The sequence below is a fragment of the Nitrobacter sp. Nb-311A genome, assembly GCF_000152905.1.
GTDB lineage: Bacteria > Pseudomonadota > Alphaproteobacteria > Rhizobiales > Xanthobacteraceae > Nitrobacter.
The window spans coordinates 60,641-77,159 of the sequence record NZ_AAMY01000005.1; the positions used below are offsets into that span (position 1 = coordinate 60,641).

The 16,519-nt window shown below is 59.4% G+C and carries 9 protein-coding genes, 2 pseudogenes and 2 riboswitches; of the genes and pseudogenes, 9 read left to right on the forward strand and 2 right to left on the reverse strand.

Going from position 1 to position 16,519, the window contains the following annotated elements; all coding sequences use genetic code 11:
• Positions 1-70 precede the first annotated feature (70 nt).
• Positions 71-181: pseudogene (locus NB311A_RS22390) on the forward strand (VOC family protein); the annotation flags it as partial.
• Between the two features lie 36 nt (positions 182-217).
• Positions 218-664, forward strand: coding sequence for a VOC family protein (locus NB311A_RS03055; RefSeq protein ID WP_009796978.1), 447 nt, complete (start codon positions 218-220; stop codon positions 662-664).
• A 168-nt stretch (positions 665-832) separates the two neighbouring features.
• Here the strand turns inward: NB311A_RS03055 and NB311A_RS03060 are convergent, their stop codons facing one another.
• Both NB311A_RS03060 and NB311A_RS03065 read right to left on the reverse strand, forming a co-directional pair.
• On the reverse strand, positions 833-2,002 hold the full coding sequence (locus tag NB311A_RS03060; protein WP_009796979.1) for a ribonucleotide-diphosphate reductase subunit beta: 1,170 nt from the start codon (positions 2,000-2,002) through the stop codon (positions 833-835).
• 63 nt (positions 2,003-2,065) lie between these two features.
• Positions 2,066-4,975: a ribonucleoside-diphosphate reductase subunit alpha gene (locus NB311A_RS03065; protein WP_116394703.1), complete on the reverse strand. Its 2,910-nt coding sequence runs from the start codon at positions 4,973-4,975 to the stop codon at positions 2,066-2,068.
• Between the two features lie 111 nt (positions 4,976-5,086).
• Positions 5,087-5,308: riboswitch (cobalamin riboswitch) on the reverse strand.
• Between the two features lie 192 nt (positions 5,309-5,500).
• On the opposite strand from NB311A_RS03065, the gene NB311A_RS03070 reads away from it, so the two are divergent.
• The 7 genes and pseudogenes from NB311A_RS03070 to NB311A_RS03100 all read left to right on the forward strand — a co-directional run bounded on the left by NB311A_RS03070 (position 5,501) and on the right by NB311A_RS03100 (position 16,431).
• Entirely contained in the window at positions 5,501-6,169 is a 669-nt protein-coding gene (locus NB311A_RS03070) for an epoxyqueuosine reductase QueH (protein WP_040673820.1), read from the forward strand.
• Positions 6,170-6,208: 39 nt separating this feature from the next.
• A riboswitch (cobalamin riboswitch) is annotated at positions 6,209-6,415 on the forward strand.
• A 108-nt stretch (positions 6,416-6,523) separates the two neighbouring features.
• Positions 6,524-8,863, forward strand: a complete 2,340-nt coding sequence (gene metE / locus NB311A_RS03075; protein WP_040673821.1) for a 5-methyltetrahydropteroyltriglutamate--homocysteine S-methyltransferase — start codon at positions 6,524-6,526, stop codon at positions 8,861-8,863.
• Positions 8,864-9,453: 590 nt separating this feature from the next.
• Entirely contained in the window at positions 9,454-10,593 is a 1,140-nt protein-coding gene (locus NB311A_RS03080) for a PepSY domain-containing protein (RefSeq protein WP_009796984.1), read from the forward strand.
• Positions 10,594-10,964: 371 nt separating this feature from the next.
• Positions 10,965-11,120, forward strand: coding sequence for a hypothetical protein (locus NB311A_RS21740; RefSeq protein ID WP_009796985.1), 156 nt, complete (start codon positions 10,965-10,967; stop codon positions 11,118-11,120).
• 1,047 nt (positions 11,121-12,167) lie between these two features.
• On the forward strand, positions 12,168-14,570 hold the full coding sequence (locus NB311A_RS03090) for a phosphoketolase (protein ID WP_040673823.1): 2,403 nt from the start codon (positions 12,168-12,170) through the stop codon (positions 14,568-14,570).
• Between the two features lie 44 nt (positions 14,571-14,614).
• A pseudogene (locus tag NB311A_RS03095) lies at positions 14,615-15,211 on the forward strand (phosphate acyltransferase); the annotation flags it as partial.
• Positions 15,212-15,216: 5 nt separating this feature from the next.
• Positions 15,217-16,431, forward strand: a complete 1,215-nt coding sequence (locus tag NB311A_RS03100; protein ID WP_040673851.1) for an acetate/propionate family kinase — start codon at positions 15,217-15,219, stop codon at positions 16,429-16,431.
• Positions 16,432-16,519: the final 88 nt, after the last annotated feature.

Here is a 16,519-nt window from a genome sequence, read left to right on the forward strand (position 1 = left end):
CCGGCGCCATCCCCAAGCGACAAATATAGAAGGAGTGGCAGTTGTCCGCGATGCAATCGTTTCTGATGAACTGTCGGCGGACGGCAAATCGCTGATGCCGCTGGACGATTACGGTTTCAGCAGGCGTTTCGCTTGGGTCGCTGATCGCTTCGGTGTGTCCTGGCAGCTGGATCTTTCCTGATGCGAGTCGATATCCCTGTCGGATAAGGAGACGACCATGAAGATCGTGACCAGCCTCAGCTTCCGGGGACAATGCCGCGAGGCGTTCGAGTTCTACGCCAAGGTTCTCGGCGGGACGATCAAGGCCGCCATCCCCTATGGCGATGCACCGCCGGGAATGCCGATCACAGACGAGAAATACAAGAGCTGGCTGATGCATTGCTGGCTCGATGTCGGCGACCAATCGCTGATGGGCGCCGACATGGACGTCGGCTGGGCATCCAACATCGACAAGCCCAAGAACGGCTTTGACGTTACGCTGCATACTCACGACATGGACCAAGCGCGACGCTGGTTCGACCAATTATCCGAAGGCGGGAAAGCGGGCATGCCGTTCGGCGAAACCTTCTGGTCGCCGGGCTTCGGCACGCTGATCGACAAGTTCGGCATCCCCTGGATGATCAACGTTATCCCGTCCGCTGACTGGAAACCGTCGCAGGGCTGATTGCGTGTCTGAGATCTTTGCGCTCTGAACAGGTTCAGAAAACGTAGTTCTCAGATTTTGGTCTGACGCATTGTCCTCACGCGAGCCGGTTTATAATCCCCGGTCAAGCCGCGCTACCCTTCGTTTGAAAACGCTATAGGAGGACGGCGCGTTCTGTGCGGGGTGCACTCAATCCCACGCAAGCGCGCCGCCGTTCTGGTATTCGATGACGCGGGTCTCGAAAAAGTTTTTTTCCTTCTTGAGATCCATCGCCTCGCTCATCCACGGAAACGGATTGTCGGTCTCCGCGAACACCGGCGCAAGCCCGAGCTGGGCGCAGCGACGGTTGGCGATGACGTGCATGTAGGTCTCGCACAGCGCCGCATTGAGGCCGAGAAAGCCGCGCGGCATGGTGTCCCGTCCATAGGCGGCTTCGAGCTCGGCGGCATTCTTCAGCATGGCGCGCACCTCGTCCTGGAACGTCTTGGTCCAGAGATGCGGGTTCTCGATCTTGATCTGGTTAATGACATCGATGCCGAAGTTCAGGTGAATCGACTCGTCGCGCAGGATGTATTGATACTGCTCGGCGATGCCGATCATCTTGTTGCGCCGGCCTAGCGAGAGGATCTGGACGAAACCGGTATAGAACCACATCCCTTCAAACACGACGTAGAAGGCGACCAGGTCGCGCAAAAACGCCTGATCCGCCTCCGGCGTGCCGGTCTTGAAGCCCGGGTCGTCGAGATGCCGGGTGTGCTTGAGCGCCCAGGCGGCCTTGTCCGTGATCGAAGGCACCTCGCGATACATATTGAATAGCTCGCCCTCGTCGAGGCCAAGGCTTTCGACAATGTATTGAAAGGTGTGAGTGTGGACGGCCTCCTCGAAGGCCTGCCGCAGCAGATACTGCCGGCATTCCGGGTTGGTGAGGTGGCGGTAGATCGCCAGTACGATATTGTTGGCGACAAGCGACTCCGACGCCGCGAAGAAACCGAGGTTGCGCTTGACCATGCGCCGCTCGTCATCGGTCAGGCCGTCCCTCGATTTCCACAGCGCGATGTCGGCCTGCATCGACACCTCGGTCGGCATCCAGTGGTTGTTGCAGCCGGACAGATACTTCTCCCAGGCCCAGCGGTACTTGAACGGCAGGAGCTGGTTGACGTCGGCGCGGGCGTTGATCATCCGCTTGTCGTCGACGCGCACCCGCGCCGCGCCGCGATCGATGTCGCCAAGGCCGGTGGCGTCGGCGGAGGTATCGGTTAGCGTAGGTGATGGATCAGACGCCCCGTCGCTATGCGCAAGCGTCTGCGGCGGAACGGGCGGTGTCGGCGTGGAAGGAGAAGTATCGGGCCAATCGAGCATGAGGGTATTCCTGAATTTCTTTTTCTTTCGTCATGGCCGGCGCGAGCGGGGCATGAGAGTGCGTTACTGACATGCCTCGCAGGTCGGATCCTCGATACGGCAGGATTTCCATCCCTCGCTCGCGGAGGCGGCGGTGGCATGACCATTCAACGGCGCGGCCGATACCGACGCAGCGACCGCGTTGAGCTTGCCGTCGGTGCCCTTGAGGGTCGATTTCTCGACATGCGTCGCCGATCGCGAGCGCAGGTAATAAGTCGTCTTCAGGCCACGTTTCCAGGCGTGGCGATAAAGCGCGTCGAGCTTCTTGCCGCTCGGATTGGCGATGTAGAGATTGAGGGACTGCGCTTGGTCGATCCACTTTTGCCGCCTCGCCGCGGCATCGATCAGCCAGCTTGAGTCAATCTCGAAGGCGGTAGCATAGAGCGCCTTGAGATCATCGGGGACGCGGTCGATCTGACCGACGCTGCCGTCGAAATATTTGAGGTCCGAAATCATCACCTCATCCCACAGGCCGCGCGCCTTGAGGTCGCGCACGAGGTGCGCGTTCACCACCGTGAAGTCGCCGGACATGTTGGATTTGACATAGAGGTTCTGATAGGCGGGCTCGATCGACTGCGACACGCCGCAGATGTTGGAGATCGTCGCGGTCGGCGCGATCGCCATGCAGTTCGAGTTGCGCATTCCGATGGTCATGACGCTCTCGCGTAGCGAGTCCCAGTCGAGACGGCTGGAACGGTCGATGTCGACCGCCGCGCCGCGTGCTTCATCAACGAGCGTGAGAGAGTCGAGCGGCAATATGCCCTTCGACCATAGCGATCCCTGATAGGAGGGATAGCGGCCGCGCTCGGCGGCGAGTTCGACCGAGCCGGAGATTGCGTAATAGGCGATCGCTTCCATGCTTTCGTCGGCGAAGGAGACGGCCCCATTCGAGGCATAGGGCAGGCGCAGGATGTTGAGCGCATCCTGAAAGCCCATGACGCCGAGCCCGACCGGCCGGTGCCGTAGGTTCGAGGTTCGCGCCTCCGGAATGGTGTAGAAATTTACGTCGAGCACGTTGTCGAGCATACGCATCGCGATCCTGACCGTGCGCGCGAGATGCTCGTGGTCGAGCTTGCCGTCCTTGATGTGGCTGACGAGATTAACCGAGCCGAGATTGCAAACCGCGACCTCGGTGTTCGAGGTGTTGAGCGTGATCTCGGTGCAGAGATTCGAGGAATGAACGACGCCGCAATGTTGCTGGGGCGAACGCAGATTGCAGGGATCCTTGAAGGTGATCCACGGATGCCCGGTCTCGAACAGCATGGTCAGCATGCGCCGCCACAGGTCGACGGCGCGGACCTGCTTCGTCACCCGCAGCTCGCCGCGCGCGGCCTTCTCCTCATAGCAAGCATAGCGTTCGGTGAAGGCCTTGCCGGTGAGATCATGCAGGTCCGGCGTCTCGTCGGGTGAGAACAGCGTCCACATGCCATCCTCCTCGACGCGCCGCATGAAGAGGTCCGGCACCCAGTTCGCCGTATTCATGTCGTGTGTGCGGCGGCGGTCATCGCCGGTGTTTTTTCGCAGGTCGAGAAATTCCTCGATGTCGATGTGCCAGGTTTCGAGATAGGCGCATACCGCGCCCTTGCGCTTGCCGCCCTGGTTGACGGCGATCGCGGTGTCGTTGGCGACCTTCAGGAACGGCACCACGCCCTGGCTTTCGCCATTGGTGCCCTTGATGTGCGCGCCGAGCCCGCGCACGCGCGTCCAATCGTTGCCGAGTCCGCCAGCATACTTGGAAAGCAACGCATTGTCCTTGATCGCCTTGAAGATGCCGTCGAGATCGTCGGCGACGGTGGTGAGAAAGCAGGACGAGAGTTGCGGGCGCAGCGTTCCGGCGTTGAACAGTGTCGGTGTCGAGGCCATGAAATCGAACGACGAGAGCAGGTCGTAGAACGCGATCGCCTTCTCCTCGCGGTCGATCTCGCGGAGCGCGAGGCCGCAGGCGACGCGCATGAAGAACGCCTGCGGCAGCTCGAATCGCACGCCGCGAACGTGCAGGAAGTAGCGGTCATAGAGCGTCTGGAGTCCGAGATAATCGAATCGCAGATCGCGTTCGGGCTTCAGCGCCGCCGCAAGCCGGTCGAGATCGAAACGGCCGATCTCCAGATCGAGCAGTTCGTTGTCGATGCCTGTTCGCACATAAGCACGGAAATAGTCCGCATAGCGTTCCGCCATCTCGGCTTGTGTGGCCTGTTCGGACCGTCCTGAGACAAAGCTCAATGCCTCGCGGCGCAGCTTGTCGAGCAGCAGTCGGGCGCTGGCCTTGGCGTAATCGGGATCGGTTTCGACCAGCGTGCGGGCGGCAAGGATCGGCGCCAGCGCCAGTTCATCCACGCTGATGCCGTCATAAAGGTTGCGATGGGTTTCAGCCAGAATGGCGGAGGCGGAGACGTCTCCAAGCCCCGCACAGGCCTCCACCACCACTGTGGCGAGGCGTTTGGTGTCGAGCGCGATCAGCGATCCGTCGGCCGACTTCATCCGCAGCACCGTCTTTGCCGCTGTCGTGTTGCCCTTCTTTGCTTTCGATTCCTGCGACTTCGCCCGTTCGCGGGCGCGCTCCTCGCGGTAGAGCACATAGGCGCGCGCGACCTTGTGATGCTCGCTCCGCATCAGCGCGAGTTCGACCTGATCCTGAATGTCCTCGATGTGGAAGGTGCGGCCGGCGTCGGAGCGCCGCGTCAGGCTGGCGACGATCTGGCCGGTCAATTCAGCGACGATGTCGTGGACTCGGCGCGAGGCGGCGGCGCTGTTGCCCTCAACCGCGAGAAACGCCTTGGTGAGAGCGACCGCGATCTTGGCGGAATCGAACGGCGACACCGAGCCGTTGCGCCGGATAACCTGATAAGCGGGCTCGCTGGGCGGCATTGCTGCCGCTGCGGACAAGGATGGACGCATGATACGCGCAGCGGGTGCAGTTTCGGTTGCGGTAGACATCGCTCAAACCCCGGTCTGGTTGCGAGCCGGGGTCGTGGGGGACGCGCGCAGAAAAACGTCGCGGTGAGGTCGCGATTCCTGCCGTGCGGCCCGCCGGGACACCCCGCCCAGGGACGTTCTTTCCGCCACGGCAGATCTCCTGACTTGCGGGTCGTAGCGTCCGTCCGGCCTTCCCGGAACCCTGCGGTTCCAGTGACACTCAATTGGACTCGGCTCGCCGCTTACAGTTGCGGGGGCAGCGCTGGCCTTGCCCGGATCATGGACCGAGGCGCACCAGCTTCCCTCTTAGCTCTCGGTACGACGACTCGAGAGACCGTGGCTACCATATCTAGTCGCTTCACGAACATAGGAGTCAACAGATCGTTTTCGATTTCGGTCACGGACCTCCCGTAATGCACAGGTCCGACGAAACGCGTGGAATTCCTCGCCCCCATCGCTTGGTCCGGCCCTTGACGCTCCGGCCATTCAGACCATTATCTCCGATATGCTGCGGGGCTTTTCCGCCGCTCAACTGTCGAGTTTTACGTGAACGACTTCGTCCGACCCACCCTCACGCCCCCGAACGGGCAAAAGAAGGTGCTGCTGCACTCCTGTTGCGCGCCTTGCTCGGGCGAGGTGATGGAGGCGATGCTGGCTTCGGGGATCGATTACACGATCTTCTTTTACAATCCGAACATCCACCCCCTGAAAGAGTATCTGCTGCGCAAGGATGAGAATGTCCGTTTCGCGGAAAAGCATGGCGTGCCGTTCGTCGACGCCGATTACGACAAGGACAACTGGTTCGCCCGCGCCAGGGGGATGGAGTGGGAACCCGAACGTGGCGCGCGCTGCACCATGTGTTTCGACATGCGCTTCGAACGCACCGCGCTCTATGCGCATGAACATGGTTTTCCGGTGATGACGTCCTGCCTCGGCATATCCCGGTGGAAGAACATGGCGCAGATCAACGACTGCGGCCATCGCGCGGCAGGACGCTATGACGGTCTGTCATACTGGGACTTCAACTGGCGCAAGGGCGGCGGCGCGCAGCGGATGATCGAGATCAGCAAGCGCGAGCAATTCTATCAGCAGGAGTATTGCGGCTGCGTCTATTCGCTGCGCGACACCAATCAGCATCGCCGGAATCATGGCCGGGCGCCGATCGTGATCGGGACGCAATTCTACCGGCAGGGCAAGGAACCGGACGCGACATAAGATTCGTCCGCGCAGGTTGACGGCCGGTGGACGCTGGCCCATAGGATGGGTGGTCGAGGTTCTCCGGGACGATTCACGCCCGGAGCTAAGAGGGAAGCCGGTGTGTCTTCGGATAAAGCCGGCGCTGCCCCCGCAACTGTAAGCGGTGAGCCGTGGTCCATCATGCCACTGGGTATTGTCCCGGGAAGGCCGGACCAAAGCCGAGACCCGCGAGCCAGGAGACCTGCCCCGACAACATAGTCGTCCTCGGGCGGGGTGTCCCGGTGGTGCGCTTGCGGTCTCGATGGCGGCGCGCCGCCAGGATTCCCATGCCGCGTCGCTAAGGCCCAGCCCCCAACACATGGGGTAAAGCCAGTGTCTGTTTCCTCTCCTCTTCCTGTGGCTACGCTCGGCACGCCGCGCATCGGTCCGCGCCGCGAGTTGAAGATCGCGCTCGAAAGCTATTGGTCCGGCAAATCAAGCGAATCCGCATTGCTTGAAGCGGCGGCTGGATTGCGCGCTGCGAACTGGGCGCGCCAGAAGTCGCTGGGCGTCACCGTCATCCCGTCGAACGATTTCACTCTCTATGATCATGTGCTCGACACCAGCGTCATGGTGGGAGCGATCCCGGAAGTTTACGGATGGAAAAGCGGGCCAGTGCCGCTCGTGACCTATTTCGCGATGGCGCGAGGCGCTCAGGGCGGAAATGACGATGCGGCCTGTGCGCATGGTCATCAGGGCGACGGTCATGCGCATGGTGCGCCGGCGCAGGAAATGACCAAGTGGTTCGACACCAATTATCATTACATGGTCCCCGAGTTCAGCAAGGGCCAACGCTTTGCGCTGTCCTCGCTCAAGGCCGTCGACGAATATCGCGAGGCCAAGGCGCTCGGCTACCAGACCCGGCCGGTGCTGCTCGGTCCCGTCACCTATCTGAAGCTCGGCAAGAGCAAGGACGCGAATCTCGATCCGCTGTCGCTGCTTCCTGACCTGCTTCCGGTCTATATCGATGTGCTCAAGCGCCTGGCGGCGGAGGGCGCCGAGTGGGTACAGCTCGACGAACCCTGCCTCGTTCTCGATCTCGACGATGCGACCCGCAGGGCGATGCGCGCGACATACGAACAGCTCGCTGACGCGCTGCCGAAGCTGAAGATCATGCTGACCACTTATTTCGGCGGGCTCGGCGACAACCTGGATGCCGCATTGTCGCTGCCGGTCACGGGACTTCACATTGATCTCGCTCGCGTTCCGGACCAGCTCGAGTCGGTCGCGGCAAAGGCGCCGCACGATCTGGTTCTGTCGCTCGGCGTCATCGACGGCCGCAATATCTGGCGCGCCAACCTTCCCGCCTTGCTCGACCGCCTGGAGCCCATCGTCTCCGAACGCGGCGCCGATCGCGTGCAGGTCGCCCCATCCTGCTCGCTTCTGCATGTGCCGATCGACGTATCGCTGGAAAATGATCTCGACGCGGAGTTGAAGAGCTGGCTTTCCTTCTCCGTTCAGAAGATGGGTGAACTAGCTACGCTCGGCGAGGCGCTCGCCAAGGGCCGCGCCTCGGTCGCCGACGCCCTGAAAACGTCGGCAGACGCGGCTGCGGCGCGCAAGACGTCGCCGAAAGTCAACGACGCCACTGTCGCGGCTCGAATCAGGGCGGTCACGGCAGACATGGCCCGGCGCAAAAGCATCTTCTCCGACCGCGCTAAGGTGCAGCGCGAGCGCTTCGGCCTGCCGTCGTTCCCGACCACCACGATCGGTTCGTTCCCGCAGACCCCTGAGGTTCGAAAGGCGCGTTCAGCTCACGCCAAAGGTACATTGAGCGATGCCGATTACGAGAAGTTCCTGCAGGAGGAGACGGCGCGAACCATTCGCTGGCAGGAAGACATCGGCCTTGACGTGCTCGTGCACGGCGAGTTCGAGCGCAACGACATGGTGCAGTATTTCGGCGAGCAGCTATCGGGATTCGCTTTCACCAAGCACGGTTGGGTGCAGAGCTACGGCTCGCGCTGCGTTCGACCGCCGATCCTGTTCGGCGACGTGTCCCGGCCCAGGCCGATGACCGTTGGCTGGTGGAAATACGCGCAGTCCCTGACTGTGAAGCCGATGAAGGGCATGCTCACCGGCCCCGTCACCATTCTCAACTGGTCCTTCGTGCGTGACGACGTGCCGCGCAGCCTCGCCTGCCGGCAGATCGCGCTCGCCATCCGCGACGAGGTCGCGGATCTGGAAGCAGCCGGCGCGTCGATGATCCAGATCGACGAGGCGGCACTGCGCGAAGGACTGCCGCTGCGCCGGTCCGAATGGAAGGCGTATCTCGACTGGGCGGTCGAATGTTTCCGTCTGTGCGCGAGCGGCGTCGACGACGCCACGCAGATTCACACTCACATGTGCTATTCGGAGTTCAATGATATCATCGACGCGATCGCGGCGATGGATGCGGATGTCATCTCGATCGAGACGTCGCGCTCCAAGATGGAGCTGCTCGACGCCTTCAAGACCTACAAGTACCCGAACGAGATTGGTCCCGGCGTCTATGACATCCACTCCCCGCGCGTGCCGGCGGTCGATGAGATGGCCAGCCTGCTCAAACTTGCGCGCCAGCGCCTTTCCGACAGGCAGATCTGGATCAATCCGGATTGCGGACTCAAGACCCGCAAGTGGGAAGAGGTCAGGCCGGCGCTTGTCAACATGGTGGAGGCGGCCAGGCTGATGCGTTAACTCGCGAGGCAATCGCGTTCGCGCGGATGATCGGCCGCGCCGAACCGCGCATCATACATGCGTATATGGAGAGAGATGGACTCGGCCATCTCTCTCCGGGCGGTTGGGACGTGCGCGCTCCGTGAGGAATCGTAAAAGCGGGAAAGCCGTCGCGTGAGAACGGATTCACGGTCGCGCCGGCACCTTTGAAGGCGAGTTCTCCAACCGGATGGAGAGCTATGCCGGCAAAGGGGTGCTAAGGTACTCGTGGTAAGCACAGCATCACTTCTTGGAAGCCTGCGAGAATAGGCGACGAAAACGGCGTGACAGTCGTTACGATCTAGAATCGTTTTAATCTTCACGCCGTATAATCCGACACCTCCCCGCTTGCCATGATGGTTTGCCACCATGACGTGCATCTGCCGGCAAGGCACAGGGTTTACTTGCTCGCCGCGAGCGCTTTCCTCTTTGCCCTAAATCGAATACAACGATGCCATCGGCGTCACATCGCGAATCCTCGGCTTTTGCGCGATATATCGCCGGGCGTCGGCGTAGCGAGGCAGTTCCTCGAATCTATTTAGTGTCGGTCACCTTTAAGTTCTGATGCGCAAATGACGATCAAATTATGGTCCCGCATCCATACATGGACATCGCTCGTCAGCATGCTGTTTTTGCTGATGCTATGCGTGACCGGCCTGCCGCTCATCTTTCATCATGAGATTGATGATCTATTTGAGGAGGAAATTGCCGCGCCCGCGATGGCAGCGGATACGCCCCGGGCATCGCTGGATCGTGTGATCGAGGCTGCCCAGAAACTATACCCTGGCCAATTCATTCTTTTTTTACAGCCAAGCCAGACGGAGCCGGTGGTGAGCATTGCCACATCACCGACGGCAGTCCCGCTCCCCGGTATGTTCAAGCGCACGACGTTCGATGCACGGACCGTTGAAGTGCTGGGAGAGGAGGTGCCGCGTTTGGACGTCATGAACATCATATTACGTATTCACAGGGATATGTTCGTCGGTCTGCCGGGCGAGCTTTTTCTCGGCGTGATGGGTCTTGTTTTCGTAGTCTCGATCGTATCGGGCATTGTCGTTTACTGGCCGTTCATGAGGCGGCTGGATTTCGGCTCAATTCGTCCCACATTCTCCCGCGTGAAGTGGCTGGACAGGCACAATCTCCTGGGCATCGTGACCGTAGCCTGGGCGCTGGTTGTCGGGTTGACGGGCACGATCAACACGCTTGCGACTCCGTTGTCCGATCTCTGGCGTGCTCAATACCTACCAACCCTGCTTGCTCCCCATGCAGGCAAACCGGTCGCGCAGATTCCGTCCATTCAAACAGTCGTTGATAATGTGCGAGAGAAATTCCCTGACCGGATCATCACGCAGATTATTATGCCAACCTCTGGCCGGTTTGGAAGCCCGCAACATCTTATCGTGGGAACCAAGGGCAGCACGCCGTTCACGGCGCGGATGCGGGAACCCATTCTGGTCGATGCAAACGACGCGTCAAGCATGGTGGCGCCGCAGGTTCCTTGGTACCTCAAGGTCTTGCAGGTTTCACGTCCGCTCCATTTTGGAGACTATGGAGAATTGCCTCTAAAAATCATCTGGGCGCTTTTCGATATTATTACGATCATCATCCTGTTGAGTGGCCTTTACCTGTGGGTCATCAAGAAACGAACCTTTGTGATCGATCGTGCGTCCCGCAGCATACCTCGGATAGCTGATCCGAAGCGCGAGTATTGAATGACTCAAATCCACATCCCCCGCCAGAAAGTTGTCCATAGAACGGTTTGGGAAGTTTTTCGTGGGCCTGTTTTCATAGCAGTTATCACCACGGCAGGGTTGACGTTTGCTCTATTGGGCGATCATCTTTGGGATGCCATCTCGTGGTTGGCGCTCGCTGTGCCGGTAATAATTGCAACTTTTTACTGGATTAAGGGCCGGTCCGTTAATCGGGGAAGTGCTCGTGGCAAATCTGACCTTCATCACCCCAGGCACGTAATAAGCGGGGGTCAGAATTCGGGATTTGGTTCGAGCGGTACGGGACTGCCGATCTGATGAGCCTGCATCCTCCACGGACCTGCCAGGTTATGTTCAGCGGATAAGAGGGCTTGATGAACGAACACGAGGCACTGATCTCTATCAAAAAGATGATAAAGGCGGCGACCGACCTCGATGACATCGAAGCCGTTCAGGATCAACTTCACACAATGCTCATAGTCGCGAACTACGCACTTCCTGCTGCCCAGCGCAAGCTACCGAAGAAATAGAAAATCCTGGCGGAGGGAGCGTCAGGCGGTGAGCGCTTGCTTCGCTGTCGTCGCCCTTCAGATGGGTCAATTGGCGTCCATTGGTCCGTTACTCTGATATAATCCTCTGGATCGGGACTGCCGGCCTGGTACCAACATTGGGGGTCGACCGGCAGCCCCTAGCCGGACGCCTCCCGGCCCTGTGATCATATTGGAAAGATCGCCGGAGAAACCATGCGACGATCCGTCATCTTGGCGGAGGTTGTTTCCCTGATCTTTGCCACAGACCGTCAGATGGCCACGCAAGTAGAGTGATGCCTGCGACGATCGGCGTACTTCTATGCAGCCCGGATTGCACCGCCAAGTTGGAGAACCTGCTCTCCGCGACGACGATATCTGCATAGGCGACAACGGCGCAGAAGGTCTTCATGTCGCGGAAGTCGCTTTCTTCGATGGGACGATCTTGCGCCTCGATAGGCAGGCCAATCTCGCGCTCGATAAAATAGGTTGGGCATTCGTTCATGATGCTGCGGACGAATTTCTAAAGGACGGCGTTCTCATCTAATTCGAGAAGCCCGGCCATGAGAATAGACGAAAAAACAAGACCCATAATCTTTGCGGGGGGAGTCGCTGTTGACATCCTCGCCTGAAGGTCACTCCGAACCCTGTTCGTTGCGTTCATTGACGCTGACAATCCGCGCTCATCAGTCTGGCCGGACTCCATTTTTTCAAGGAAGTGATTTTAAATGGTGAGCTGTAGAGGCAGATGCCCGCGAGCGCGCCGATTTTGGCGAGACAGGTTATGAACGCCGTGGCTTTTGCAGTGTCATCGGCAGCTCTTGATCTAGATCAAAATAGCAGCCCGGCTTTGGATGACCATCGAAAGGCGCGGAAGGACGGCCAAATTCCGCGCCCGAGTCACAGCGATAATCTATCGGCACGGAAGCAATGCTGGTGGAGGGCGAGCGCGATGAAGATGCGGATCGGAGCCGCCAGGTGAGGACCGACAATGGCAACATGACAACAGGTGCAACGTTGCAGGTAACGCTGTGATCAGGGAGGTAGGAGATGGCAAGTACGCTTTCCGACAAAGAGCGGACGTTAATGAATGCGTACTGGCGGGCGGCCAACTACCTTTCGGTCGGTCAGATCTATCTTTACGATAACCCGCTGCTTAAGCAGTCGCTCACAAAGGATCACATCAAGCCGAGACTTCTCGGCCACTGGGGAACGACGCCAGGCCTGAATTTCATTTATGTTCACCTCAATCGGGTGATTAACAAGCACGACCTCGACGTAATCTACATCACAGGTCCCGGACACGGTGGTCCCGGGCTGGTCGCGAACGCCTACCTGGAGGGGACCTATAGCGAGGTCTATCCGAACATTTCTCCCGATGAAGAGGGAATGAAGCGACTATTCACCCAATTCTCTTTCCCGGGCGGTGTCCCGAGCCACGTCGCACCGGAGACCCCTGGTTCGATTCACGAAGGCGGCGAACTCGGCTACGCACTTTCGCATGCCTACGGAGCAGCCTTCGATAACCCCAATTTAATCGTGGCCTGTGTCGTCGGCGACGGCGAAGCGGAAACAGGGCCGCTGGCAACCAGCTGGCATTCCAATAAGTTCCTGAACCCGGCGAGCGATGGGGTGGTTTTGCCGATACTCCACCTGAACGGCTACAAGATCGCCAACCCCTGTGTTCTCGCGCGCATCAGTCATGATGAGTTGGATCACTTGTTTCGCGGCTACGGCTATACGCCGTATTTCGTGGAGGGGGATGAGCCCGAGAAAATGCACGAGTTGATGGCTGCAACCATGGATAAGGTTGTCGGGGAAATTCGGCGCATTAAATCCGCTGCAAAGGATGGCTTCGTGGAACGTCCATTATGGCCGATGATCGTGCTCCGCACACCCAAAGGCTGGACATGTCCGAAAGAAATTGATGGCAAGCGCACCGAGGATTACTGGCGATCGCACCAGGTGCCGATGGGCGAGATGCATCAGAACGCGGCTCATGTCCGTCTTCTCGAAGAGTGGATGAAGAGCTATCGGCCTTCAGAGCTGTTCGATGACAGCGGCCAACTCCGCCCCGAGTTGGCCGATCTCGCCCCGCGAGGTGCGCGTCGCATGAGCGCCAATCCGCATACCAATGGCGGGTTGATCCTGCGCGAATTGCGGCTGCCAAATTTCCGCGATTACGCTGTCGACGTGACCGCACCGGGCGCCGAAACCGCCGAATCCACGAGAGTCATGGGCCGGTTCCTTCGCGATGTCATGAAGCTAAACATGGAGACCCGGAATTTCCGGCTCTTCAGTCCGGACGAAAACAACTCGAACCGCTGGCAGGATGTGCTCGAAGTCACCAATCGTGCCTGGGCCGCAAGCACCTATCCCTGGGATGATCATCTCGCGCCCGATGGGCGGGTTATGGAAATGCTCAGCGAGCATCAATGCCAGGGTTGGCTCGAGGGCTACCTCCTGACCGGCCGGCACGGCTTTTTCTCTTGCTATGAGGCGTTCATCCACATCATTGACTCGATGTTCAATCAGCACGCCAAGTGGCTGAAGGTTTGCAATCAAATACCATGGCGACGGCCTATCGGATCGCTGAACTACTTATTGTCGAGTCACGTCTGGCGCCAGGACCACAACGGCTTCAGCCATCAAGATCCCGGGTTTATCGATCACGTCATTAATAAAAAAGCTGAGGTCATCCGCGTCTATCTCCCGCCAGACGCTAATTGCTTGCTCTCGGTCACTGATCACTGTCTGCGCAGCCGAAACTACGTCAACGTCGTCGTCGCGGGGAAGCAGCCCGCTCCTCAATGGTTGACGATGGACGAAGCTGTCAGGCATTGCGAAGCTGGATTGGGAATTTGGGAATGGGCCAGCAACGACCACGGCGGCGAGCCCGATGTCGTAATGGCTTGCTGTGGTGACGTGCCAACGCTGGAGACGCTCGCCGCCGTAGACCTCCTTCGAAGATACGCGCCCGATCTAAAGGTCCGCGTCATCAATGTCGTCAATCTGATGAAGCTGCAACCCCCGAGCGAGCATCCGCACGGTCTGTCTGATCATGATTTCGACACGCTGTTCACGGTCGACAAGCCGATCATCTTCGCGTTCCACGGGTACCCGTGGCTAATTCACAGGCTGATATACCGGCGCACGAGCCACGACAACGTGCATGTGCGAGGCTACAAGGAAGAGGGCACCACTACGACACCGTTCGACATGTGCGTGCTCAACGAGCTAGATCGCTTCCACCTCGTCAGCGACGTAATCGATCGCGTACCAAAACTCGGATCGCGCGCTGCCTATGCCAAGCAGGCCATTCGCGACAAGCTCATCGACCACAGGACCTTCATCGTCCGGTATGGGGACGATATGCCGGAGATCACTGGCTGGAGATGGGGACAGCAGGCTGCTTCTGCGGCCGTTCGCTCGACCGAGGCGGACAACGTCTAAACCCGCTGGCGAAGCCGGAATGAACGTTTTCGCGATTGGAGATTAGACATGGGGAGACAGCGTGGAGCCTCAATGTCCGGCACAACGGCACGACCGACATTCCCGTGACGGACAACGGTCGCCGGACTGCGATGCAGATGTGGCCGGTGCTCGTTGCCGCCGCGCGGGATATCATTCAGAATGCCATTGATCTGTACACACAAACCAGATTCGGGAAGTTATCGCGCGTGGCGATCCTGTCGGCGGTCGAGGCCGTTACTCCGCGGTATCCCGTCGACGATCGAGGCGGCGGCACTGTGCAAAACGGCCGATCGAGGGCAGATCACCGGCGGCGTGCTCGACGGACCTCTTGCTTTCGACAATGCGATCGATGTGGAGGCTGCACGGATCAGGGCATCAGGTCCGATATTGCGGGCCGGGCACAGATACTGCTCGTTCCGGACCTCGAAGCCGGCAATATGCTGGCGAAGAATCTCGCCTACTTCGCCAAGGCAGACAGTGCGGGTATTGTGCTCGGTGCCCGGGCGCCTGTCGTTTCGACGCCTCGTGCAGATTCGGCGCGCGCTCGGATGGCGTCCTGTGCGGTCGCGGCTCTTTATGCGAATGCAAGGCGCCAGCCGGCTCCAACAATTGCCGCGTGATCGTCATGGATACCATCCTCATCGTCAATGCAGGTTCATCAAGCGCCAAGTTTCAGGTCTTCTCCGTGGATGGAGAGGGAGAGCTGCGGCGTGAGATCAAGGGCCAGCTCGATGGCATTGGCACTCGTCCTCGCCTACGGGCGAGCGGTGCTGACAACGAACCTTTGACCGACCGCACCTATCCGAAAGAATCGGTTTCGGATCTTCCAGCAGCAATGGAGGTCGCCGGCGGATGGCTGCGGGACGAGCGCCGCATTAGTCCAATTGCGGTTGGTCATCGCGTGGTTCATGGCGGTCCGGACTTCGTCCGGCCGGTGCTGATCGACCATGGCGTTGTAGCGCGGTTGGAGCGGCTCGTGGCGCTGGCCCCGCTTCATCAGCCGCACAATCTGGCTCCGATCCGGTCGATTCTCGCTAATTTTCCAGCTCTCCCGCAGGTGGCTTGTTTCGACACGGCGTTTCATCGCACGCATGACGCTGTCGCTGACTGCTATGCAATTCCATATCAATTTTATGCCGAGGGCGTGCGGCGTTACGGATTTCACGGCCTATCCTATGAATATATCGCGAAGACTTTGCCGCATGTCGCTCCCGAAATCGCCAAGCGGCGGGTGATCGTTGCGCATCTCGGTAGCGGAGCCTCGATGTGCGCATTAATGGGTGGACGCAGTGTCGAGAGCACGATGGGGTTCACTGCGCTCGACGGGATACCCATGGGAACGCGTCCAGGACAAATCGATCCTGGTATCGTGTTCTATCTGATCTCAGAGAAGGGCATGTCGCCCGCCAAAGCACAAAATTTCCTTTACCGGGATTGCGGATTGAAAGGGCTCTCGGGTGTCAGCAACGATATGCGCGAACTGGAGGCAAGCGAGAATCTTAACGCGAAGTTCGCGATCGATTATTTCGTCTACCGGATTGGGCTCAACGCCGGCATGCTTGCTGCTGCGCTGCAGGGGCTCGACGCTTTCGTCTTTACAGCCGGTATCGGCGAAAACTCGATGCGTATTCGGGCGCATATCGTCGATCAACTGAGATGGCTTGGCGTTACGCTTGATCCCATCGGGAATTCCCGTCACATGCGCCTGATATCCGGTTCCGATAGTCGCATCCCGGTTTACGTCATACCGACTGACGAGGAGTTGATGATCGCGCAGCACACGTTGTCGCTGTTGCGAGAGAAGCCATCGTCGAGTGCGAAACATGAGTGTGCGCCATGATTCCAGAACTTCCCTGCACCAAGGGTTGTCTTGAAGGACAAGAAAGGCCTGACCGGCCGATTTCGGGAACATACTTTCGATTTCGCAG

Excerpts from the sequence above, each read along its gene's own strand:
- NB311A_RS03055 (WP_009796978.1), top strand. The coding sequence starts at position 218 with ATGAAGATCGTGACCAGCCTCAGCTTCCGGGGACAATGCCGCGAGGCG.
- NB311A_RS03060 (WP_009796979.1), bottom strand. The coding sequence starts at position 2,002 with ATGCTCGATTGGCCCGATACTTCTCCTTCCACGCCGACACCGCCCGTT.
- NB311A_RS03065 (WP_116394703.1), bottom strand. The coding sequence starts at position 4,975 with ATGTCTACCGCAACCGAAACTGCACCCGCTGCGCGTATCATGCGTCCA.
- NB311A_RS03080 (WP_009796984.1), top strand. The coding sequence starts at position 9,454 with ATGACGATCAAATTATGGTCCCGCATCCATACATGGACATCGCTCGTC.
- NB311A_RS21740 (WP_009796985.1), top strand. The coding sequence starts at position 10,965 with ATGAACGAACACGAGGCACTGATCTCTATCAAAAAGATGATAAAGGCG.
- NB311A_RS03090 (WP_040673823.1), top strand. The coding sequence starts at position 12,168 with ATGGCAAGTACGCTTTCCGACAAAGAGCGGACGTTAATGAATGCGTAC.
- NB311A_RS03100 (WP_040673851.1), top strand. The coding sequence starts at position 15,217 with ATGGATACCATCCTCATCGTCAATGCAGGTTCATCAAGCGCCAAGTTT.